21 protein-coding genes are annotated in these 21,062 nt (G+C 68.8%); 12 read left to right on the top strand and 9 right to left on the bottom strand.

Annotation, left to right across the window (positions count from 1 at the left end; genetic code table 11):
- Positions 1–315 precede the first annotated feature (315 nt).
- Positions 316–1,245 (bottom strand): cupin domain-containing protein, encoded by a 930-nt coding sequence (locus ACFZDK_RS50435; RefSeq protein ID WP_390984661.1) that lies wholly within the window; start codon positions 1,243–1,245, stop codon positions 316–318.
- Positions 1,246–1,387: 142 nt separating this feature from the next.
- On the opposite strand from ACFZDK_RS50435, the gene ACFZDK_RS50430 reads away from it, so the two are divergent.
- The 3 genes from ACFZDK_RS50430 to ACFZDK_RS50420 all read left to right on the top strand — a co-directional run bounded on the left by ACFZDK_RS50430 (position 1,388) and on the right by ACFZDK_RS50420 (position 3,641).
- Positions 1,388–2,140: an SDR family NAD(P)-dependent oxidoreductase gene (locus ACFZDK_RS50430; RefSeq protein WP_059211319.1), complete on the top strand. Its 753-nt coding sequence runs from the start codon at positions 1,388–1,390 to the stop codon at positions 2,138–2,140.
- Between the two features lie 242 nt (positions 2,141–2,382).
- Positions 2,383–2,964 (top strand): amidase family protein, encoded by a 582-nt coding sequence (locus tag ACFZDK_RS50425; protein WP_390984694.1) that lies wholly within the window; start codon positions 2,383–2,385, stop codon positions 2,962–2,964.
- Between the two features lie 116 nt (positions 2,965–3,080).
- Positions 3,081–3,641 carry a hypothetical protein gene (locus tag ACFZDK_RS50420; protein ID WP_390984658.1) on the top strand — a complete coding sequence of 187 codons (561 nt, stop codon included), beginning with the start codon at positions 3,081–3,083 and terminating at the stop codon, positions 3,639–3,641.
- Here ACFZDK_RS50420 and ACFZDK_RS50415 read toward each other — a convergent pair.
- Both ACFZDK_RS50415 and ACFZDK_RS50410 read right to left on the bottom strand, forming a co-directional pair.
- Positions 3,559–4,389, bottom strand: a complete 831-nt coding sequence (locus tag ACFZDK_RS50415) for an IS5 family transposase (protein WP_390984655.1) — start codon at positions 4,387–4,389, stop codon at positions 3,559–3,561. The two genes, ACFZDK_RS50420 and ACFZDK_RS50415, sit on opposite strands and share 83 nt — an antisense overlap.
- Before the next feature lie 759 nt (positions 4,390–5,148).
- Complete coding sequence (locus ACFZDK_RS50410; RefSeq protein ID WP_390984652.1) at positions 5,149–5,484, bottom strand: winged helix-turn-helix transcriptional regulator; 336 nt, start codon at positions 5,482–5,484, stop codon at positions 5,149–5,151.
- Between the two features lie 177 nt (positions 5,485–5,661).
- Here ACFZDK_RS50410 and ACFZDK_RS50405 point away from each other — a divergent pair, with 177 nt between their 5' ends.
- The 4 genes from ACFZDK_RS50405 to ACFZDK_RS50390 are packed head-to-tail and all read left to right on the top strand — an operon-like array spanning position 5,662 to position 8,259.
- Positions 5,662–6,357, top strand: coding sequence for a DsbA family protein (locus ACFZDK_RS50405; protein WP_390984650.1), 696 nt, complete (start codon positions 5,662–5,664; stop codon positions 6,355–6,357).
- A 40-nt stretch (positions 6,358–6,397) separates the two neighbouring features.
- Entirely contained in the window at positions 6,398–7,069 is a 672-nt protein-coding gene (locus tag ACFZDK_RS50400; protein ID WP_390984648.1) for an SDR family NAD(P)-dependent oxidoreductase, read from the top strand.
- A 45-nt stretch (positions 7,070–7,114) separates the two neighbouring features.
- On the top strand, positions 7,115–7,528 hold the full coding sequence (locus ACFZDK_RS50395) for a hypothetical protein (protein WP_390984645.1): 414 nt from the start codon (positions 7,115–7,117) through the stop codon (positions 7,526–7,528).
- Positions 7,529–7,584: 56 nt separating this feature from the next.
- The gene (locus ACFZDK_RS50390; protein ID WP_390984642.1) at positions 7,585–8,259 is read left to right on the top strand and encodes an NAD(P)H-binding protein; all 675 of its coding nucleotides are present in this window, start codon (positions 7,585–7,587) and stop codon (positions 8,257–8,259) included.
- A gap of 515 nt (positions 8,260–8,774) precedes the next feature.
- Here the strand turns inward: ACFZDK_RS50390 and ACFZDK_RS50385 are convergent.
- The 3 genes from ACFZDK_RS50385 to ACFZDK_RS50375 form a co-directional block, all read right to left on the bottom strand.
- The gene (locus ACFZDK_RS50385) at positions 8,775–9,581 is read right to left on the bottom strand and encodes a helix-turn-helix domain-containing protein (protein WP_390984692.1); all 807 of its coding nucleotides are present in this window, start codon (positions 9,579–9,581) and stop codon (positions 8,775–8,777) included.
- A 107-nt stretch (positions 9,582–9,688) separates the two neighbouring features.
- The gene (locus ACFZDK_RS50380) at positions 9,689–10,498 is read right to left on the bottom strand and encodes an alpha/beta fold hydrolase (RefSeq protein WP_390984639.1); all 810 of its coding nucleotides are present in this window, start codon (positions 10,496–10,498) and stop codon (positions 9,689–9,691) included.
- Between the two features lie 389 nt (positions 10,499–10,887).
- Positions 10,888–11,805, bottom strand: a complete 918-nt coding sequence (locus ACFZDK_RS50375) for a transposase (RefSeq protein ID WP_390984637.1) — start codon at positions 11,803–11,805, stop codon at positions 10,888–10,890.
- Between the two features lie 62 nt (positions 11,806–11,867).
- Between ACFZDK_RS50375 and ACFZDK_RS50370 the strand changes: the two genes are divergently transcribed.
- The gene (locus tag ACFZDK_RS50370; RefSeq protein WP_390984634.1) at positions 11,868–13,586 is read left to right on the top strand and encodes a tetratricopeptide repeat protein; all 1,719 of its coding nucleotides are present in this window, start codon (positions 11,868–11,870) and stop codon (positions 13,584–13,586) included.
- A 195-nt stretch (positions 13,587–13,781) separates the two neighbouring features.
- Complete coding sequence (locus tag ACFZDK_RS50365) at positions 13,782–15,233, top strand: NF041680 family putative transposase (protein ID WP_390984619.1); 1,452 nt, start codon at positions 13,782–13,784, stop codon at positions 15,231–15,233.
- A 204-nt stretch (positions 15,234–15,437) separates the two neighbouring features.
- Here ACFZDK_RS50365 and ACFZDK_RS50360 read toward each other — a convergent pair whose 3' ends face one another.
- Positions 15,438–16,550, bottom strand: coding sequence for an alkene reductase (locus ACFZDK_RS50360; RefSeq protein WP_390984632.1), 1,113 nt, complete (start codon positions 16,548–16,550; stop codon positions 15,438–15,440).
- 115 nt (positions 16,551–16,665) lie between these two features.
- Between ACFZDK_RS50360 and ACFZDK_RS50355 the strand changes: the two genes are divergently transcribed.
- Both ACFZDK_RS50355 and ACFZDK_RS50350 read left to right on the top strand, forming a co-directional pair.
- Positions 16,666–17,007, top strand: coding sequence for an ArsR/SmtB family transcription factor (locus tag ACFZDK_RS50355; protein WP_390984630.1), 342 nt, complete (start codon positions 16,666–16,668; stop codon positions 17,005–17,007).
- A gap of 314 nt (positions 17,008–17,321) precedes the next feature.
- Positions 17,322–18,104, top strand: coding sequence for an IS5 family transposase (locus ACFZDK_RS50350; protein WP_390984627.1), 783 nt, complete (start codon positions 17,322–17,324; stop codon positions 18,102–18,104).
- Here the strand turns inward: ACFZDK_RS50350 and ACFZDK_RS50345 are convergent.
- Together ACFZDK_RS50345 and ACFZDK_RS50340 are read right to left on the bottom strand one after the other, a co-directional pair.
- Positions 18,070–18,273, bottom strand: coding sequence for a hypothetical protein (locus ACFZDK_RS50345; RefSeq protein WP_390984624.1), 204 nt, complete (start codon positions 18,271–18,273; stop codon positions 18,070–18,072). The genes ACFZDK_RS50350 and ACFZDK_RS50345 overlap by 35 nt on opposite strands.
- A 48-nt stretch (positions 18,274–18,321) precedes the next feature.
- Positions 18,322–18,564, bottom strand: coding sequence for a hypothetical protein (locus tag ACFZDK_RS50340; protein WP_390984622.1), 243 nt, complete (start codon positions 18,562–18,564; stop codon positions 18,322–18,324).
- Positions 18,565–18,802: 238 nt separating this feature from the next.
- Here ACFZDK_RS50340 and ACFZDK_RS50335 point away from each other — a divergent pair, with 238 nt between their 5' ends.
- On the top strand, positions 18,803–20,254 hold the full coding sequence (locus tag ACFZDK_RS50335; protein WP_390984619.1) for an NF041680 family putative transposase: 1,452 nt from the start codon (positions 18,803–18,805) through the stop codon (positions 20,252–20,254).
- Positions 20,255–21,062: the final 808 nt, after the last annotated feature.

Genomic DNA, 21,062 nt, shown 5'->3' with positions numbered 1-21,062 from the left:
CGTGGGTCGGCGCCGCATGGCTAGCCCCCGTATGTCATGTCATGCGAGATGGCGAGCGGATCTTCGCATTCACCTGCGGAGATCCTCATTCGGAATCTGTCATTCCGTTAAAGCCAAGGTCAAAAACTGCGCACAGGGGAGAGACTCGAGCACCCGAGAGAGCGTCGACCGGTGGTTGATTTATCTGTTTTGTGACACCTTCAAGAGAACGTAAGAGGCTGGGGTCACCTGGAGATTCTTGGATAATCCTTGACGGCGGGCAGGCGGGCACCCCGTCTGTGGTGAGGAGGCGGCGGGCGTCGTCCTGGCCGACCTTCAGCTTCCGTTCGCGGCCGAGTGCGCCGGCGGCCGTGCCTGGTTCCGGAACTGTGCGGGCGATGAGCCGACCACGCGGCGGAACGCGGTGCTGAACGCGCTCTCGGACTGGTAGCCCGTGGCGCGTGCGAGCTCGGAGATCGACAGAGTGTCGCGGGCGAGGGCGTCGCGCGCGAGGCGCATGCGCCATTGGATCAGGTATTCCAACGGCGGGACCCCGACGTGGCTCTTGAAGGCCTGGGCGAACGCGGAACGCGACATGTGGCTGATCTCGGCGAGCTCCTTGAGGCTCCAGGAGTGGGCCACGTCCGCGTGCATGGCGCGCAGGGCGGCACCGATGCCGTCCTCGTTCAGGGCGCCCAGCCACCCGGTGGGCCGGTCTGTCTGAGCGGCGTGGGCACGCAGCATGTGCACGAGCAGGATCTGTGCGAGGTGGTTCTGCACCAGCGGGCCGCCGGCGGCGGAGACCCCGACTTCGGTGGCCAGGAGATCGATCAGCTGCGCGAGCCGCCCGCCGTGAGGATCGGCTACGCGGACGATCACGAGCGGCGGCAGAAGATCGGTCAGGAGGGCCGCGTTCTTGTCGTCGAACGCGATGTGCCCGACGCAGAGGTAGAGGTCCTCCTCGGCCTCCGGGCCGATCCGCGCGAACCCGTCTTCGGCGCCCGCCCACACCTGCTCCGCAGGGCGCGGGCTCGCGTCGAGCGTGCTGGCCAGCACGTAGGGCGGCGGGTTGCCCAGCATGAAGGTGTCACCCTCATGCAGGAGCACCGGCTCGTGCCCTTCGAGGATCAGCCAGCACGTGCCGCGCACGAGGCCGCCGATCCGTACGTGCAAGAACGTGTCGAAGCCCAAGGCCCACTCTCCCGCGGCCCGGAGGCTGGGCCCGATCACCGTGCGGGGCCGGAGCAGGCTGATCGCGTCCGCCACTGGATCCCCGAATCCGAGCACCGACGACCCTTCCTGGACGATACGTAAAGAACTGTGGACTCTGCGTCATGGATAGTATCCGCGATCTCCTGCACCATCGATGTCGAAGGATCGGCAACGAGAACGTGACGGAGACACCAACATGGGACAGCTGGAAGGCAAGACGGCGGTCGTCACCGGGGGCAGCTCCGGTATCGGTCTGGCCACCGCCGTACGGCTGGCGGACGAGGGTGCGTACGTGTTCGTCACCGGGCGACGAGAGGCCGAGCTGGAGGCCGCCGTCAAGACCATCGGAACGGACCGGGCCACCGCGGTCGTCGGCGACATCGGGAAACCGGAGGACCTGGACCGGCTCTACGAGGCGGTCCGGGCGCGAGGCCAGAATCTGGACGTGCTCGTGGCGAACGCGGCGATCGGCTCGTTCATGACGCTGGAACAGACCACCGAGGAGCACTTCGACCAGACCTTCGCGGTCAACACCCGAGGCACGCTGTTCACCGTGCAGAAGGCGCTGCCGCTGCTCAACGACGGAGCCTCGATCGTCCTGGTCGGTTCGACGGCTGCTGACCGCGGAATGGAGGCGTTCGGCGCGTACGCGGCGTCGAAGGCGGCCGTCCGGTCCTTCGCGCGGACGTGGTCCACCGAACTCAAGGGCCGTGGCATCCGGGTCAACGTGATCTCGCCGGCATGGATCGAGACTCCCGGGGGCACCGCCGCCTTCGCAGACGAGGAGACCGCCCGGGCCATCAAGGAGCAGGTCGCCGCAACCGTGCCCAAGGGCCGCATGGGCCAGCCCGGCGAGGCCGCGGCGGTCGTGGCCTTCCTGGCCTCGGACCAGAGCAGCTACGTCGTCGGCGCGAATGTCTACGTCGACGGTGGCGAGAACCAGACCTGAGGCACCGCACGGTGGGTGGCATCCGAAGCGTCTCGGCTTCCATGCCGCCTCCGGCGCGCCAGCCTGGCGACGTTCGGGCGTCCCGCGACACTGGAGATGGCCTGCAACAGCACGACGGAGTGCCGTACGACGCGACCGCAACTCGCTGGACCCGCAGCGCAGAGCGCGTAGGTCCAGCGGAGGCGCGGGCGCTGCCCCCGTAGCCGGAGTGGTCCGATCGCAGACGCCACCGCCGCCGTTCGATCCGCGTCCCCGCCGCCTACAACGGCCTCCTCGGGCTGAAGCCCACCGGCGGCCGGGTCTCCGCCGGCCCCGAATTCGACGGGGTTTTCAACGGCCTGGCCGTACAAGTCAGCGTCAGCCGCACGGTAGGTGACAGTGCGGCGCTGCCCGACCGGATACGCGACCGGAACCGGGCGACCCCTACTTCGCCCAGGAGTCATTCCGGCCGTACGCGCAGGAGGTCACCGCCACCCGGGCTCGCTGCGGATCGGTGTCCTCACCCACACCTGGGGCGGACGCCCTTGTGGGCACCGTGCCCGGCGCTTCCGATGACGTCCGCCAGAGGCTGCTCCGACTCGTCCTTGCCCTTCGTGACCGTCCCAGGCGGCAGGTCTGGCCGGCGGCGGAGATTGTCCGGCAAAAATGATCAGTCAGGCGGCCGGCCGTCATGGGCGGCGCCGGCCCTCCCACCGGACAGCGAAGTGCCAGCCGGCCCGTGCCTGATACCGCGTGCTGACAGGAGATGCGGCTGGTGTCGCCACAGGCAGCCGCCAGCCGTATCTCCCAATGCCCCCACGGGGCCTCCTGGCCAACGCGGCTGAGTGCGTTGTGGCAAAGGGTCCCTGTTCGATGAGCTGGGACTTCTTCGTGTGTGGGCATGACGGCGACGGTGTAGGGGCAGGCAGCGGACGGCTTGTTGTGGATCGAGGAGGGTGCGATGCCGTCGGTGCTGGGGTTGATGGAACAGCGTGAGGCGCGGGCGAGGCAGGATCTGGAGTCCTGGACGGAGGTTCTGGAGCAGGCTCAGGCGGAGGTGGATGCTGCACGGGAGCGACTCGAGCGAGCCCGGGTGGGGCGTGAGGAGCTCGTGTCGGTGCCGGCCGGGGAGGGTCCGGTGAAGACGCCGGTTTCCGTGCCGTCTGGTAGTGAGGCTGCTGCCGTGGGGGCGAGCGGCTTGGGCGTGGGGCATGGCGAGCGGCCGCCGGTGTGGCGGTCGGGCATGGGCGAGGAGGTGCTCAGCGGCCTGTATCGGGAGGTGTTCGCCGCGGTGGCTGCTTCGGGGCCGGTGAACGGGGTGGAGTTGACGCGGGCGGTGGGCCGGGAGGCGGAGGTCAAGAACGAGGTGGAGAAGATCCGTCACCGTGCCTATGTGCTGGAGAAGCGGGGCTGGCTGGTGCGGGCGAAGGACGGACGGTTCATGCCCGCGCCCGGAGCAGTCGGCCGGGACGTTTCTCCGGCCAGCGCGGAGCGTCTGCGGCCAGGCGCCGGGACAGTCTGATCACGGCGGCCCACCAGACCATCTGGGCGTGGTGGTCGGGTCGGCGTTCGTGGTCGCGGTTGAGGCGGCGTGAGCGGGCCAGCCAGCTCAGCGTGCGCTCCACCACCCACCTGCGGGCCAGTACGACAAATGCGCGTTGTCCGTCGGAGCGGCGCACGACCTCGACGCGCACTCCGTGGCGGGCGAACGCCTCGGCCAGTGCGGGGCCCTGGTAGGCGCTGTCGACCCACACCAGCTTCAGCAGCCGGCCCGGCTGGTCCATGAACGTCTCCAGCAGCGCGGGGGCGGCCTTGGAGTCGTGGACGTCCGCCGTGGTCACGGTGACCTCCAGGAGCAGGCCCTCGGTGTCGGTCAGGATGTGGCGCTTGCGCCCGTCACGTGATTTGCCGCCGTCGTATCCGCGACTGTCCTGGCCGACGGTCTCGGAGGCGTCCACCGACTGACTGTCGATGATCCCCGCACTGGGCTCGGCGTTGCGGCCCGCACGCTGCCTCGCCGAACGTCGCAGGCGTTCGTACAGCTCACGCACGTAGTCGTAGGTCCGCCAGCGGCGGAAGAAGTCGTAGACCGCCCGCCAGTACGGGAAATCGACCGGCAGAGCCGTCCACTTCACGCCGTTGTCGACCGGGTAGCGCACCGCGTCAAGCATCTCGCGGTGGCAAAACGCCTCCGGACGCCCGCCCCGCTTCAGCAGCCAGGCCGGCACCGGCATCGCGGCGCGGACCTCGGCCCACTCCGCATCCGTCATGTCACTCGGGTAGCAGCCTACCCGCCGTCCCGGAGCGAGCGAACCGAACCGGTGCACGTAGCAGTCACACCCAGGGGTGACCGCGGTGGACGCATACGCAGAGATACTGCTCAACTGGTGAGGCAACGGGCTTCCTTGGTCGTGCTGGTGTCGTAACCGCGTCACTACCAAGGGGCCCGTTCTCTCATGCCCGCGACCGCACCCGACTCTCCGTCCAGATAATCACCCGCTGCCGCTCGAACAAGATCCGGTTTGCCACAACGCACTAAGGCCAGTGCGCCGAAGTGTTCCCTCAGGCCTTTGCCCGCCACCCCTCCGGGCCTCCTGGCTCCCCGCAGGGAGCCTCACAGCCCCGCGTGCGGTGCTCCCTCTACGGCCATAGCCTGATCACGCTCGGGGCCGTCACGGAGGTGCCCCATGCCTCGAACCATCTGGTCAGGTGCGATCTCGTTCGGACTCGTGACTTCTCTGAACTAGCAGTCGCGTGCCCCCACTTCAGCTGTCCGCCACGATGTCGCTCGTTCAGATGCGCACGAAATCCGTACCGCCGCCGACCTTGTTCTCTGGACACTGAGACAACGGCCGACCGCCACGGGGGAAAGACGGGCGGATTCGCTTTTGGCCTGCACGGCTGCGTGGCCGTGATCGCGCCCGTGCGTGGGGCTACGTCAGCTGGAACGATAGGCGAGGGATGAGTTCAGGCGCAGGGGTCTTCTGTCCAGGTCCTTGCTCGGACCCCGCATGCGGACGCTGCGGTCGTCAGGCTCCAGCGGCTGCGGCGCGGTCGCGGTTGGCGCGGATGTCGTCGTGGTGGTCGGCGGCCCAGCCGATCAGGGGCGTGACGATCTCGTGCAGGCTGCGGCCCAGCGGGGCGAGGGTGTACTCGACGCGCGGGGGTACTTCGGCGTAGGCGGTGCGGGTGATCAGGCCGTCCTGCTGGAGCTGGCGCAGGGTGAGGCTGAGCATGCGCTGGGAGATGCCGGGGACCTGGCGTTGCAGGTCGGTGTAGCGCAGCGGGCCGGACTCAAGGACGGTGATCAGCAGCAGGCTCCATTTGTCGCCGATGCGGTCCAGGATCTGCCGGATAAATGCCATCTGGTCTGCGGGAATGGCTGCGCACGGTCCGATCGTCGCAGCTCCCACGATGTCGGCCTCGCTGGTCGTCCCCATGACGCACATTCCTCTCCGGCACGCACACGGATGTGCCTTTTGTAACGGCTTCCATACTGGTCCATCATGGCGTTACGCACAAGTCGTAGGAATTGGAGCTCCATGGTGAAGGTAGATATTTGGTCCGAGGTGACCTGCCCGTGGTGCGGTCTGGGCAGCCACCGTGTGGAGCGAGCCCTGGCACGGTTCGAGCATGCCGACGAGGTGGAGGTGGTCCACCACTCCTTCCCGCTCGGCGGCGTCCCCGAGGGAAGTACCTTCTCCGTCCGTAACTTTCTTCTGCGCAAGCACGGCGCCGAGGCGGCGGCCCAGCAGATCGAGGCGCTGGCGCACAGCGAGAGCCTGAGCCCGTACCGGGTGCTGGACAACCAGGTCGGCAACACCGACCTAGCCCACGAATTCCTCGCCCACGCCTCCGCCCAGGGCAGGAACCGCGAGGCATGGGACACGATCTTCCGCGCCTACTTCGGCAAGGCCCAGCCCGTGTTCTCCCTGGAGGACCTGCTGAAGCTCGCGGACGAACTCGGCCTGGACCGAGAGCAGACCCGTCAGATCCTGGACCAGCGCCGCTACCGGCAGCAGGTGCAGGACGACGCCCGCCAGGCCCAGCGCCTGGGCGCGCGCGGCGCCCCGTTCATCGTCATCGACGGCCGCTACGGCGTCCCCGGCGCACAGGACAGCGACACCCTGCTCGACCTGCTGCGCACGGCCTGGACCGACACCCACCCGGTCACCCCCGCCGCCGGCGACGCCCCGGTCTGCGGCCCCGACGGCTGCGCCGTCCCCGAGCGCACCTGACCCCCGTCCAGCCCGTCCGACCAGAGGAGCAGCACCACCCATGCCCGTCATCGCCGTCATCGGGGCAGGCCCCGGCCTGGGCCTGTCCATCGCCCGCCGCTTCGGAAAGGAGGGTTTCCAGGTCGCCCTGGTCTCCCGTACCCAGGACAAGCTCGACGCGCTCGCCGCGCAGCTCGCCGAGGAGGGCATCGAGGCCGCGGGCTTCGCCGCGGACGTGACGCGTCCCGACTCGCTGCAGTCGGCGCTCGCCGCGGTCGCCGACCGGTTCGGGGCCGTCGACGTACTGGAGTACTCACCCGCCGACCCCACTTACGCCGGCGCCGCCGCCGTCGACGCCACGGCGCAGGACCTCCAGAAGCAGCTCGACTACTACCTGTACGGAGCGGTTGCCGCGGTCCGTCAGGTGCTGCCCGCCATGCTCGAACGCGGCAGTGGCACCCTGCTGTTCTCCACGGGCGCCTCCTCGGTCCGGCCGATCGGCGGCGCGTTCGGCAGCATCGGCGTCGCGTCGGCGGCCCTGCGCAACTACGCCATGGCCCTGGGCGTCGACCTCGCCGAGCGCGGGGTGCACGCCGCGCACGTGGCCATCGGGGTATTCATCGGCAGCGGTCCCGGCACCGAGCCCGAGACCATCGCCGAGCACTACTGGGACGCATACACCAAGCGCGACCAGGCCGAGATCGTCCACACCGTCCCCGGCGGCAACTGGTGAGCACCTCCGGCACGCCCGCGGCAGAACGCGACCAGGCCATCCTTGGTGAAGATCTTCCGAGCCGCCAACAAGGTCGTAGGGCCGCTGCCCGCCTCCCGCTTCCACAAGCCGCTGAGCGGGCGCCTGATGCTGCTCACGTACAAGGGGCACAGGACGGGTAGCCAATTCACGGTCCTCATCGGCTACTTCGACTGGGATCCCGACACGGTGCTCGCCATGTCCTCCCAGCTCGGCTGGATCCCCAGCACGCGCCAGGGGTTCGCCGTCCGGCTGCGCATCCGGGGCCAGGACCACGCCGCCGTCCCGACGGTCATCGAGAACCCTGAGGAAGTCGCCGCCCTGCTGGGTGAGTTCGGCCGGGCGCAAAGGGCCCAAGGCCGCCAAGGGGCTGATGCTGGGCCTCGCAGGCGACCGGCAGCCCACCGACGACAGGCCATCGGCGGTGGGCGGGCCGCCTGATCGGCCCCGACCGTCTCCCGACCGGCCCGAACAATCCCGAAAGGCAATCACTCACCATGGCCAACCTGCTCATCCTCGGCGGCACCGGCCGCACCGGCATCCACGTCCTCCACCAGGCCGCAGAGCGCGGCCACCTCGTCCGGGCCCTCGTACGCAACCCCGACACCGTCCAGGCCCCGGCGAGCGTCGAACTGATCCAGGGCACACCCGCCAGCATCGACGACCTCCGCAAGGCCGCCAAGGGCACCCAGGCGGTGATCAGCACGCTCAACAACTCCCGTGCCTCTGACAACCCCTGGGCCAAACCCGTCAGCCCGCCCATGTTCATGACCGACGCCACCCGCAACACCCTCACCGTGATGGGCGAGCAGAACATCCGCCGAATCGTTGTGACCTCCACGCAGGGCGCCGGAGACGACTGGGCCCGGATCAACCCGGTGATCAAGGCCCTGACGAAGGCCCTGATCACGGTCTCCAACCTCAAGGCCGCTTACGACGACCACGACGGCGTCGACCAGCTCCTTCGCACCTCCGACGTCGACTGGACCCTAGTCCGGGCAGTCGCCCTCACCGACAAGCCGATGAGCGGCCCTCCGCGCGCCGCCGAGGCCGGTTCCGAGAAGCCGGGGACGCAGATCAACCGCACCGATCTCGCTCGCTTCCTCCTCGACACGCTTGAGCAGGACACCTGGATCCGCAAGACGCCCCTCGTCTGGAACGCACGAGGCTGACCACGCGCCCCCTCCATGCCGAGCTCACCAACCGACGCATGTCGCAAGAAACTTCAACGCGGGCCGCGTGTCGACCGATCCGAACGTCGACGAAGGACCCCTGGCCCACGCCGACTGATCCTGGCGGTCCTGGTCGCCTGGGGCTGCTTCGGCCTCTACAGCCTCGGCCCTTACCAGGGCTGAACGCGGGCGCGCCCTCCGTCACCGCGCCTCGCACCGTGGGCACGACCACCCTCCTCTCGTCCGACCACGCCGTGATCATCACGGACACGGAGTCCGTGGCGGACGGCGGCCAGACAGCCACGGCAGCTGTAGTTCTTGATCACGCCGGTGGTGTTGTGCCGAAGCGCGGTAGTTGTCACCAAGGCAGCTTGTTGTCACCAGGGTCGTCGGACTACACGCGCCAGCCCCACCGCCGGTGTCCTGTCGGATTCCCACCCGTTCCGTTTGTGCTGTCCGCTTCTCATCCGGGTAGGTGCTGAGAGACGATGCCTCGTCTCTCGTGGGACCTCAGCTCACTTCGCTGGAACCTGACGGATCGGAGGCGTCGACGGCGGCAGGTCCGCGAACGAGGTCGGCCACGCGGCGTCATCGATGGCGAGCCACGGCGCAGCGGCTACGGCGGTGGGTGTCACCCCGGTGAACGCTTTGACCTCGCGGTGGAGGTGGGCCTGGTCGACGTAGCCGCTTGCGGCCGCCACCTGGGCGGCGGCGTTACCCGCCGCGAGGAGATGGGCGGCGTGGTCGAAGCGCACCAGCCGGGCGGCGTGCTTGGGGGTGAGGCCGATCTGGGACCGGAAGCGGGACCACAGGCGCTTACGGCTCCATCCGACCTGGTTCGCCAGGCTGTCGACGCGTACCCGTCCCCGGCTGGTGAGCATCAGCCACCAGGCAGCAGCCACCTCTGGATCAAGCGACGGGCGGGCGCTCAGCCGTCGGCCAAGGGCATCCACTGCGATCGTGAACCGCTCGTCCCACGACGCGGCGGTTCGCAGCCTGTCCTCGGCTCGCTCGGCGTCGCGGCCCCAGACATCCTCCAGGGAGACCACCGTCCCGCTGAGGTCGGTCGATGCGCCGAGCACCGCAACCGCCAGGACCGGCGACAACCGGATCTGGAGGCACTCGATCCCTCCGGCCGCCCGGCCTCCGAGCCGAAGGTCGCGCGGTACCAGTCCAACGACCGTGCTGCCGCATTCGCGCCGGCCGTGGGCGTCGTAGACAAGGCTGTCTCCCTCACTCAGGTCCACGAACAGAGTGACCGAGGGGTGCGCGACCATGGCGATATCCACGCGCGCCGGGGCACGTTGGCGGAACCCAGCCATGCTGACCCCCGGCAGTTGGCCCGGCTGCCGGGGCACGGCGACCTCCACCGACGCCCAGTCAGGTGGTGTTTCGGTGGACCTCACACCACCAGGCTAGGCGATGGGTGTCAGCGGCCCGTCGTCGCGAAGCCCAGCAGCAACTCGCCGATCGCCTCCGGCGCTTCGAGCATGGGGAGGTGCCCGACGTCGGGCAGCTGCTCGACTCGCGCGTTCGGCACCGTGTCGTAGTGGTGCGCTGAAGACGGATCCCAGCGGCGGTCGGCAGCACCGAAGATCACCAGAACGGGGACGTCGAGTGCGGCCAGGCGCGCGGGTACGCTCCTCTCGGCGATGTATGCGCCGTTTTGGCGCAGCACCGTCCTGAACGTGCGGTAGCCAATGGCCCGTGCCTCGGCGACCAAGTCGTCCGGGACGTCCACCGGGCGGTTGCACACCACGGTCACCCCCCGGCGGAGCATCGCGTCGGAACGGACTCTCCACAGAAGCGGGCCGAGCGGCGGGGCGATCAGGACCCGAAGGAGGACGGGCTGCGAAAGGAGCGCGTCGGGACTCGGGCCACTGCTGATCAGTGCGAGCGAACCCACTAGGTCCGGGCGCTGTTCGGCGAGAGCGGTGGCGATGTATCCGCCGCTGGAGTGCCCGGCCACGGTGACCGGACGAAGGCCGAGCTCATCGAGCGCCGCGGCCAGGCGGGCTGCCTGCTCAGGCACGTCGTACGACGGCGCGGGCGGGGACTGACCGTGGCCCGGGAGGTCGACCCGGATGACGTGATACCGGCTGGCCAGTGCCGGCACTACCGGGCTCCAGGAGCTGCCCGAGGCCCCCGAACCGTGGATGAGCACTAGCGGCGGCGCCTCCTGCGGGCCGTCGTGGACCATGTGCAACCCGTGCAAGTGCTCGCCGTCGTAGATACCCATGCACGGGAGGATGCCTGGGCTGCCGGCCTCGGTCTTGTACAAATGTCGTCACGGGGCCGACGATCGCCAGGACTTCCGTCTCCACGGCGAGCGGGACTTCCGCGAAAGCCAGGCCGTTTGAGATCGGCAGACATCTGCAGTCTCGAACTACCTGGCATTCATACAGGTCAACGAATCCCTATGTGCTAGCTGCACCGTGACAGTGCAGCCGGGGGCACGGGGCAGCTCAGTCGGCTGCGGAGAACGGGAGTCGGTGACAACCGCGATGCTTTGCGCACTGCTGGTGACAGATAGCGCGCCGCGTCGGTGACAACTACCCTGCCTCGCCCGACTGAAGTCGCAGTTCAGCGGGCTCCGGAGGTGACAGCTATCGTGCTTCGGCTCAGGTGTCATGTTGTCGCGGCGGCGGTGACGTTGTTCCAGCGGCGGTGTGCTTCGGCCGCGCGGTGCTGGTGTTCGCGGCGCCAGGCGGACCAGTGCAGCAGGTGATCGCGGTCGCGCCGGGGCGAGGGCAGCACGGTGGCCCGCAGCAGGCGGAGCAGTTCGCGGGCGCTGAGCGGGACGAGTCGGCCGCGGGTAGCCGGGGCGGTGGTACGCAGGCGTGTGACGGCGAGGACGGCGGCGGCGAGCATGCTGATCAGCGTCCAGCGCATCCAGGAGTTCCAGCAGGTGGTCTGGCCCTGGTCGAGTCCGCAGGCACTCTTGCTGAGCTGGAAATCCTCTTCGATCTTCCAGCGGCAGCAGATCACGTCGACCAGTGTGGCCAGGGCGACGGGAGTGGCGGAGTGGCAGCGGTAGAAGGAGAGGGCGCCGGTGTAACGGTGACGGCGGATGACCAGGTGGGAGTGGCCGGCCGCGTGTCCGGTAGGGGTGTCGTCGGCGGGTACGCCGAGCAGGGACCAGTCGTAGTGGCGGTCGCCCTTGAGTCCGTGGCCGGTACGCATGCGTGCCCAGGCGTTCCTCGGAACGTGCCCGGCGCGTTCGGCGGCGGTGAAGGTGCCGGCGGAGGTGGTGACGCGGTGATCCGTCTTGACGGCCATGGTGTAGTCGAAGCCCAGGCGGCGGGCAGCCAGGCGCAGTTCGCGTCCGCCGTACACCTCGTCGCCGGCCATCCAGCGGGCGCCGATGCCCAGGGCGTGGGCGCGTTCGAGCATGTCGGCGGCCAGCTGCGGCTTGGTGGCGAACTCCCGTTCGTCGGGGACGTGGGCGAGCAGGCGCCGCTCTTCGTCAGCAGCCCAGGCGGCGGGAAGGTACAGCTCCCGGTCGATCATCGCGTGGCCGCGCCGGGAGGCATAGGTGAGGTGCACGGCGAGCCGTCGCCGACCCGGACACGTGGTTCGACGCGGCCGTGGAATGGGCCTGCCGACCAGTGCACGAACACACCCGTGCGTCGCCCCTCACACTCAGCACCTCCCAGATCGGGCGGCCCGACGGATGGACCGTATCCGACATTCTGGTCGAGCACACCCTGCAGGCGATCGCCGACGGAAGCTACCGTGTGGAAGTCGAGGCCTGGACCGTCATCCTGGAGCACGCCACCGTCCAACGGGCCTACGAAATCGGCGTGGAGGCCTCCCTGAACGAGGACCTCGACGTAGCGGAGCGGGCCTTCCGCCGTGTGATGGAAACGGCTGACGAGGACCTGTCGTCGCTGGCGGCCCGCAACCTTGGCATCGTCCTGGACCACAAGAACAACACCGACGAAGCGCGCGCCGCGTACGAACATGCCCTGCAGCACGGCGATGCCGAACTCGCGGCGCAGGTGGCCTACATACTGGGCAACCTCCTCAAGAACGAGGGCGACCTACCGGGAGCACAAGCCGCCTACGGGCGGGCCATCGCCTCAGGCCTGGGCAGTCAGGCACCGGATGCCGCCTGCAATCTGGGGGTGACACTCCTCGATGCCGGCGATGCAGAAGGAGCGGCCAAGGCTCTCCGGTACGCGATCGATTCCCGCCACCCCGAAGCTGCCCCGGCCGCGGCCTACCTCTACGCCACCATGCTCGAGACGAACGACGGACCCGCGACGGCCGAGGATGCCTACCGCCAGGTCGTATCCCTGCGGCACGAAACCTGGTCCGCGCAGGCAGCTATCTGGCTCGGCGACCGGCACGCCGCACAGGGCGAGAATCAGCAAGTACAGGCCGCCTACCGGACAGCAATCGACTTGGGCGACGCCAAGTCCACCACCGAAGCCGCCACGCAGCTCAGTGCCCTGCTACGCACCGAGGGCGACAACCGGAAGGCCGATGAGACCGAGGGGTTCGCCTCCCGCCGTGCCGACGCCGAGGAAACCATCCTGGCGCTCCTGGAGCAGGCTGCCGCCGCCCACGAGGACGCCGAACGCCTGCGCTCGCTGGGCCGCCATGCCCAGGAATCCGGCGCACTCGACCACGCCCCGACCGCCGCCCGGAAACTCGGCGAAGCGCTCGAGGAGTACGGGCAATCGAACACCGCACAGGAGGTCTACCAGCACGTCGTGGCCTCCGGCCACCAGGCGGCCGCTCCCTGGGCCGCCCTCGCCCTGGGCAACCTGCTGGGGAAAGAGCACGACGAGGCGGGCGCGGAGGCGGCATGGCGAAGCGCGCTGGAGTCCGGACACCCCGAGGCTGGCTCGTGGGCGGCCCTCAACCTGGGCAACCTCCGCTCGGCTCGCCACGACGAAGCCGGTGCCGACGCCGCATGGACCACCGTCAAAGAGAAGGACCAGCCCCAGGTGGTGGCGGTGCTGGCGAAGACGCTTGCGGAGATGGGCCGCAGCGACCAGGCACGTGCGATGTGGGAACGCGTCATGGCGTCGCCGGCCGTCGAGTTTGCAGCCGCGGCCGCCACCGACCTTGCCACACATCTCGGCGCACAGGGTGACACGGCGGGAGCACAGGCGGCGTACCGCCGGGCCATCGAGACCGGGCACGCCGTCTACGCACCGGCAGCCGCCTACAACCTCGCCATGTCGCTCAGACGATCCGGGGAAACCGACGAGGCCAGGACCTGGCTGGAGTACGCGGCGGCCTCCGCCCTCCGCATGGTCGCCTCCATAGCGCGCACCGAACTCGACACCGTCCAACCCGGAGGCGGCACGGAGTGAACCGCCCCGGGCCGGATGGAGACTCCGGCCTGCCCCCAGTTGTGTGGAGCCGGGTTAAGAGCCCATCTCTAAGCTTGGTGTTTAACCTCGGCCGTTCACCTGACCCGCTGATCTTGGTTCGTTGCCGGGACAGCAGGGCGGCCGTTCTTCACGCTTCGAGGTGTCGAGCAACGTCGCGTGAAGGAACGGCCGCTGGTGAAGAGTCTCGCTGCTGAACAGTCCGCTGACGCCGCGTTGGGTGTCCTGTCCCACTTTCGTGTCCAGTTCTACGACTGCCTCTACACCCGGACAGATGCGCTCTTCGAGCTCACCGACGCGGTGCTGTGCTCGGACGGCCCGGTGACGTCGCTGGTCGAGTTGACGCTCACGGCCGAGCACCGGCGTGGGCACGGAGCGATGTACGACGCGGTCAACCACGGCTGGCTGGAACCGCGCCGCCTGCGCAGGCTGCTGGCCTCAACGCCGCTGCCGCGTGCCGCCGACGGGCGGATCGTACTCGCGGTGGACGTGAGCAACTGGTTGCGCCCCGATGCCCCCACCAGCCCGGAGTTGCTGTTCTGCCACGTCTACGGACGGGGCCGCAGCGCGGATCAGTTCATCCCCGGCTGGCCCTACTCCTTCGTCGCCGCGCTGGAGACGGGACGCACGTCCTGGACGGCTGTGCTGGACGCGATCCGGCTGGGGCCGTGTGACGATGCCACCGCGGTGACCGCCACCCAGCTGCGGGAGGTGGTCACCCGGCTTGTGCATGCCGGGCAATGGCGGCCGGGCGACGCGGACATCCTCGTCGTCATGGACACCGGCTACGACGTCACCCGCCTCGCCTACGTCCTGGCCGACCTGCCCGTCGAGCTGGTCGGACGGCTGCGCTCGGACCGCGTCATGCTCCGGGACGCCGGCCCACGCCGCTCCACTCCGCGCGGTGGACAGCCCCGCAAGCACGGCGGCGTCCTCACCTTCTCCAAGCGGGAGTCCTGGCACACCCCCGACCAGGTCACGACGTGCGACACCAGCCGCTACGGCCGGGCCGAAGCCCTCGCCTGGGACCGGATGCACCCCCGATTGCAGGCCCGTGGCCCCTGGCTCGACCACTGCGGTGAACTCCCTTTGATCCACGGCACGTTGATCCGACTGAGAGTCGAGCACCTGCCCGGTGACCGCGACCCGAAGCCGGTGTGGCTGTGGTCCTCGCGCACCGGGATGACCGGCGCAGACGTCGATGCGTGCTGGCAGGCGTTCCTCCGCAGATTCGATCTTGAACATACCTTCCGGCTGTTCAAGCAGACCCTGGGCTGGACCGTCCCCAAGGTCCGCGATCCGCACACGGCCGACCTGTGGACGTGGCTGATCATCGCCGCGCACACCCAACTCCGCCTTGCCCGGCCCCTCGCCGAGGACCTTCGTCGGCCCTGGGAGCGGCCGGTGCAGCCTCGTCGGCTCACCCCTGCCCGGGTCCGCCGGGGGTTCCGCCACCTCCGTGTGAAGACCGCCCGTCCCGCCGACGTGCCCCAACCCTCCAAGCCCGGACCCGGACGCCCACCCGGCTCGAAGAATCGCAGGTCAGCCCCACGTCACGAGCCCGGGAAGACCGTGAAACGAATCGAAACCCTCACCGAACACATCCGCCTGAAACAGCAGCGAGGTTAATGATCAAGCTAAGTGACCGTTGTCGTATCGATCTTGGTGAGCATGAGTGCGATTGCAGGTACTCGGCTGGGTGATCTTGCGGCCTGTCGCGCATGAATACAGGACCCCTGGTGCAGCTCGAGGTTGTCGAGACCGCAAGCATGCCAGGAGGCCCTGTTACCGCAGTTGTACGCCCTCGCGCTGGGCAGGAGCCGCGCCGGTAGATCAGGACTGAGTCAGGAATGGGTAGTCGGTGTAGCCCTCGGCGGTGAAGGCGTAGAACAGCTCGGGCCGTGCCTCGTTCTCCGGGTGCCCGCCCCTCCACCGGGCGACCAGGTCAGGGTTGGCGATGACCGCGCGGCCGACGGCCACAGCGTCGACGAACGGCGCTTCCAGCAGCTTGGCCGCGCTCTCGGCGGTGATGGCGGGGGCCATGAAACCGCCGTTGACGACCAGCTTGCCGCCGAAGTGCTGCTGGAGTTCCTTCACGAGGTCGCCGGCGGGCTCGGCATAGAGCACCGACAGGTAGGCCAGGCCGAGCGGGCGCAACTGCTCGAGCAGGTGGCCGTAGGTGGCCAGGACGTCGTCGTGGTCGGGCTCGTGGGCGTCCTGAATGTTGTGCGCCGGAGAGATCCGCAGGCCGACCCGGTCGGCGCCGACGGCCTCGGCGACCGCGGTGACGACCTCGATCACGTACCGGGCGCGGTCCTCGGGGGTGCCGCCGTACTCGTCGGTGCGCTCGTTCGAGCCGGGCGCGAGGAACTGGTGCAGCAGGTAGCCGTTCGCGGAATGGATCTCCACACCGTCGAGGCCGGCGTCGATCGCACGGCGGGCCGCGGCGACGTGATCAGCCACAGAAGCCTTGATCTCCTCGGCGGTCATCGCCTCCGGCACCGCGTACGGCAGCTTCTCCGCACCGACGTGCAACTCACCGTTGACCGCGATCGCGCTCGGCGCGAGGACTCGGCGTCCGCCGTTGAGCTGCGGGTGGCTGGTGCGGCCGCCGTGCATGAGCTGCATGACGATCTTGCCGCCCTCGGCGTGCACCGCCTCGGCGACCCGGGCCCAGCCGGCGGCCTGCTCGTCGCTGGCGATGCCGGGCTGCCCGACGTAGGACTGCGAGTCGAAGCTGGGGTAGGTGCCCTCAGTGGTGATCATGCCGACGCTCGCGCGCTGCCGGTAGTACTCGACGAGCAGGTCGCCGGGGGTGCCGCGCTCGCCGGCGCGCATCCGCGTCAGCGGAGCCATCACGACCCGGTTCGCCAGTTCGATCTTGCCGAAGGTGGTCGGCTCGAACAGGCGAGAGGTCGAAATGTCCACTGGAAGGGTGTCCGACATGGTGGTTCCTTTGGCAAAGTCGAAAGAGTGCGGGCGGGGATCTCGCGCACGCTCCACAACCATAACGCATGTACGCGCAAACGCGTACAGGGGGGATCGGCGGTACTCTCGAACCATGGCCAGCCGCACCCCAGCCCCCCTCGCACACCCCGACCTGGACGACGTCGACCTGCGCACGGTGCTCAGCGCGCTTTCCGACCCGCTCCGCCTGGAAATGGTCGTCCGGCTGATCAACAGCCCCGGCCTGAGCTGTGGCGGCTTCTTCCCCCACCTCACCGCGTCCGTGCTGACCCGCCACTTCCGGGCCCTGCGCGAGGCCGGGATCATCCGCCAGAGCGACAGCGGCATCCGCCGAGAGAACGTGCTGCGCAAGGACGAGCTCGACCAGCGATTCCCCGGCCTGATCGACCTCATCGTGAAGGAAGCCGACCGGACGCCAATCCAGTCTTCGCAGTGAACAGCCGCACCGGAGGGGCCGCACGGTGCCCCCGGCCCGGTTCGGTGACCGTTGTCGTATCGATCTTGGTGAGCACGAGTGCGATTGCAGGTACTCGGCTGGGTGATCTTGCGGCCTGTCGCGCATGAATACAGGACCCCTGGTGCAGCTCGAGGTTGTCGAGACCTCAAGCATGCCAGGAGGCCCTGTTACCGCAGTTGTGCGCCCTCGCGCCCGCAGGCTCCAACTCGGCTGCTCGTGAGTGTGATTGCCTCGCTCACCGGTTCGGGAACGCGGCGAACCACCCGCACAGGCAGCCGAAGTACCCGTCGGACATGACGGATGCCGAATGGGCCGTGGTCCGCGATGCGTTGCCGATGCCGGGCTGGCTGGAGGGCCGGGGCGGGCAGCCGGAGGGCTACTGCCACCGGCAGATGGTGGACGCGGTGCGCTACGTGGTCGCGGGCGGCATCACCTGGCAGTCGATGCCCGCGGACTTCCCCGCATGGGACCGCGTCTACGCCTTCTTCCGGCGCTGGCGGAACAAGGGCCTGGTCGGCGAGTTCCACGACCGGCTGCGCGACCGGGTCCGCGAGGCGGCAGGCCGGGACCGGGAGCCGACGGCGGGGATCATCGACGCGCAGTCGGTGAAGGCAGCCGCGTCGGTGCCGGCCACGAGCCGGGGCTTCGACGGCGGAAAGAAGGTGAACGGCCGTAAGCGGCACATCGTGGTCGACACCCTCGGCCTGCTGCTGACCGTGATGGTCACCGCGGCTTCTGTCACCGACTGCGACGCGGCCCGGACGCTACTGGCCCGGATCCGCGAGCGGCACTGGCACATCACCCTGGTCTGGGCGGACGGCGGCTACACCGGACGCCTGGTCGACCTCGCGCGCGATGTCCTGAGCATCGCGCTGACCGTGATCAAACGCAGCGACGACACCATGGGCTTTACCGTGCTGCCCAAGAGGTGGCTGGTCGAGCGCACGTTCGCGTGGCTGATGCGCTCACGCCGCTTCGCCCGCGACTACGAGGCCCGCACCGACACCTCGGAGGCGATGGTCCGCTGGTCGATGAGCATGGTCATGAGCCGCCGTCTCGCCCGACGAGCAGGCTGAACATTCCCGGGCGCTCCTCGGCGAGCCAACCTCGCGCGACCAAACGCTTCGCCTTCGACCGAACCCCCTCCACCTTCGCCGGAACCGAATCCAAACCGACCGCCACGGCGAGTTGCCGGCAATCCATCGGCTCGCCGCCCGACCCGCTGCCGACGGCCAGGGCGTTCATGAGCTGTAGGTAATCCGGCGCCAGCACCGTCGGGGCGAGCCCTTCCCGCTACGTCGGCACAACCGAACCGGGTGCCGCGGCCGCGACCCGTGCCGGCCGCTCGTCGGCTACCTCAGTTGACGGAGCTTTCTCTCCTTCGCGAGGTTCCGCCAGGACCTCGGCCACCGTCTCGCGGGCGATCACGAACCGCTCACATGCTGCCTCCGCCTCCCGCAGCTCGGCCTGAAGGGCGTCCACCCGCTGCCGGGCGGCACGTTCACGCTCCTCCAACAACCCCATCACCGACGGCATCTCGGACCTCCACCGAAGAGACAACACGACACCTCGTCTCTGCCGCCAGACCACCACCCCTATGCCTGAACAGCAGAAACACACCCGCCACTCTCGGAAAGACAACGGCTTCTAAACTTGGTGTTTAACCTCGGCCGTTCACCTGACCCGCTGATCTTGGTTCGTTGCCGGGACAGCAGGGCGGCCGTTCTTCACGCTTCGAGGTGTCGAGCAACGTCGCGTGAAGGAACGGCCGCTGGTGAAGAGTCTCGCTGCTGAACAGTCCGCTGACGCCGCGTTGGGTGTCCTGTCCCACTTTCGTGTCCAGTTCTACGACTGCCTCTACACCCGGACAGATGCGCTCTTCGAGCTCACCGACGCGGTGCTGTGCTCGGACGGCCCGGTGACGTCGCTGGTCGAGTTGACGCTCACGGCCGAGCACCGGCGTGGGCACGGAGCGATGTACGACGCGGTCAACCACGGCTGGCTGGAACCGCGCCGCCTGCGCAGGCTGCTGGCCTCAACGCCGCTGCCGCGTGCCGCCGACGGGCGGATCGTACTCGCGGTGGACGTGAGCAACTGGTTGCGCCCCGATGCCCCCACCAGCCCGGAGTTGCTGTTCTGCCACGTCTACGGACGGGGCCGCAGCGCGGATCAGTTCATCCCCGGCTGGCCCTACTCCTTCGTCGCCGCGCTGGAGACGGGACGCACGTCCTGGACGGCTGTGCTGGACGCGATCCGGCTGGGGCCGTGTGACGATGCCACCGCGGTGACCGCCACCCAGCTGCGGGAGGTGGTCACCCGGCTTGTGCATGCCGGGCAATGGCGGCCGGGCGACGCGGACATCCTCGTCGTCATGGACACCGGCTACGACGTCACCCGCCTCGCCTACGTCCTGGCCGACCTGCCCGTCGAGCTGGTCGGACGGCTGCGCTCGGACCGCGTCATGCTCCGGGACGCCGGCCCACGCCGCTCCACTCCGCGCGGTGGACAGCCCCGCAAGCACGGCGGCGTCCTCACCTTCTCCAAGCGGGAGTCCTGGCACACCCCCGACCAGGTCACGACGTGCGACACCAGCCGCTACGGCCGGGCCGAAGCCCTCGCCTGGGACCGGATGCACCCCCGATTGCAGGCCCGTGGCCCCTGGCTCGACCACTGCGGTGAACTCCCTTTGATCCACGGCACGTTGATCCGACTGAGAGTCGAGCACCTGCCCGGTGACCGCGACCCGAAGCCGGTGTGGCTGTGGTCCTCGCGCACCGGGATGACCGGCGCAGACGTCGATGCGTGCTGGCAGGCGTTCCTCCGCAGATTCGATCTTGAACATACCTTCCGGCTGTTCAAGCAGACCCTGGGCTGGACCGTCCCCAAGGTCCGCGATCCGCACACGGCCGACCTGTGGACGTGGCTGATCATCGCCGCGCACACCCAACTCCGCCTTGCCCGGCCCCTCGCCGAGGACCTTCGTCGGCCCTGGGAGCGGCCGGTGCAGCCTCGTCGGCTCACCCCTGCCCGGGTCCGCCGGGGGTTCCGCCACCTCCGTGTGAAGACCGCCCGTCCCGCCGACGTGCCCCAACCCTCCAAGCCCGGACCCGGACGCCCACCCGGCTCGAAGAATCGCAGGTCAGCCCCACGTCACGAGCCCGGGAAGACCGTGAAACGAATCGAAACCCTCACCGAACACATCCGCCTGAAACAGCAGCGAGGTTAATGATCAAGCTGAGGACTGCCAATGGTCAGGAACCAGCGGAAGAAGAGCAGGGACAAGAAGCGCGCCGCGACGACCGGCGCGTCCCGGGCGTCCGCCGCCACGGGGAAGGTGCACGTCCACGAGCCGGTGCCGGACATGTCCGCGCTCGGGCAACTGCCGTACGCGCCGGGGCGGGACCTCGACATCGGCCTCGCCGCGCGACTGGTCGCCGCCTGCCGTGCGGCCTGCAAGCCGTGCCAGATGTCGCTGTCGGAGGGGAGTGGTCGGACTACTGGGGTGACTACGTGTGGCAGCCGCTGCCCGGTGGCGATCACCGGGCGCTGGGGGACGGCCGCGCGTTACTTGAACGACTTCGGGAGATGGCAAACGGCAAGGGATCGACCTTCGAGCCCACTCGTTAGAAGGACACGAGGCCGTCAACCTCGACTGCCGTCAGATCGAGGAAACCGGGACAGGGCCGGCCGCGACAGTGGTGTTGGACGAATACGGCTTGAACATAGGGGAGGTGCCTACCTCTCGAAGAGGTAGGCACCTTGAGTCGAGCCCAGATTGCCGTGCTAGGTCGCTTCTTACGCAGAGTCAGATAGAAGAAGATACAAACCAAGGCTGAAAACAGGAGGCTTAGGCGGCTCCGTCTATGTGTAGTTTCTTGCGTCACTGCGGGAGTATTGGCTTCGTTCGGTTCCGGCGTTCTTGCTCCACCCTGGACGGGCGGACGATCACCTCCAGCGAGCAAGCGTTTCACCGGAGGTCCAAGGACGACGGCCAGAATCTCCAGGGCGGCAACTTCGATGCCGTAGGCGAAGGC

Source organism: Streptomyces sp. NPDC007901 (assembly GCF_042959465.1).
GTDB lineage: Bacteria > Actinomycetota > Actinomycetes > Streptomycetales > Streptomycetaceae > Streptomyces.
The sequence above is the reverse complement of the archived record's forward strand: the minus strand, read 5'-3'. Positions and strand labels throughout refer to the sequence as shown.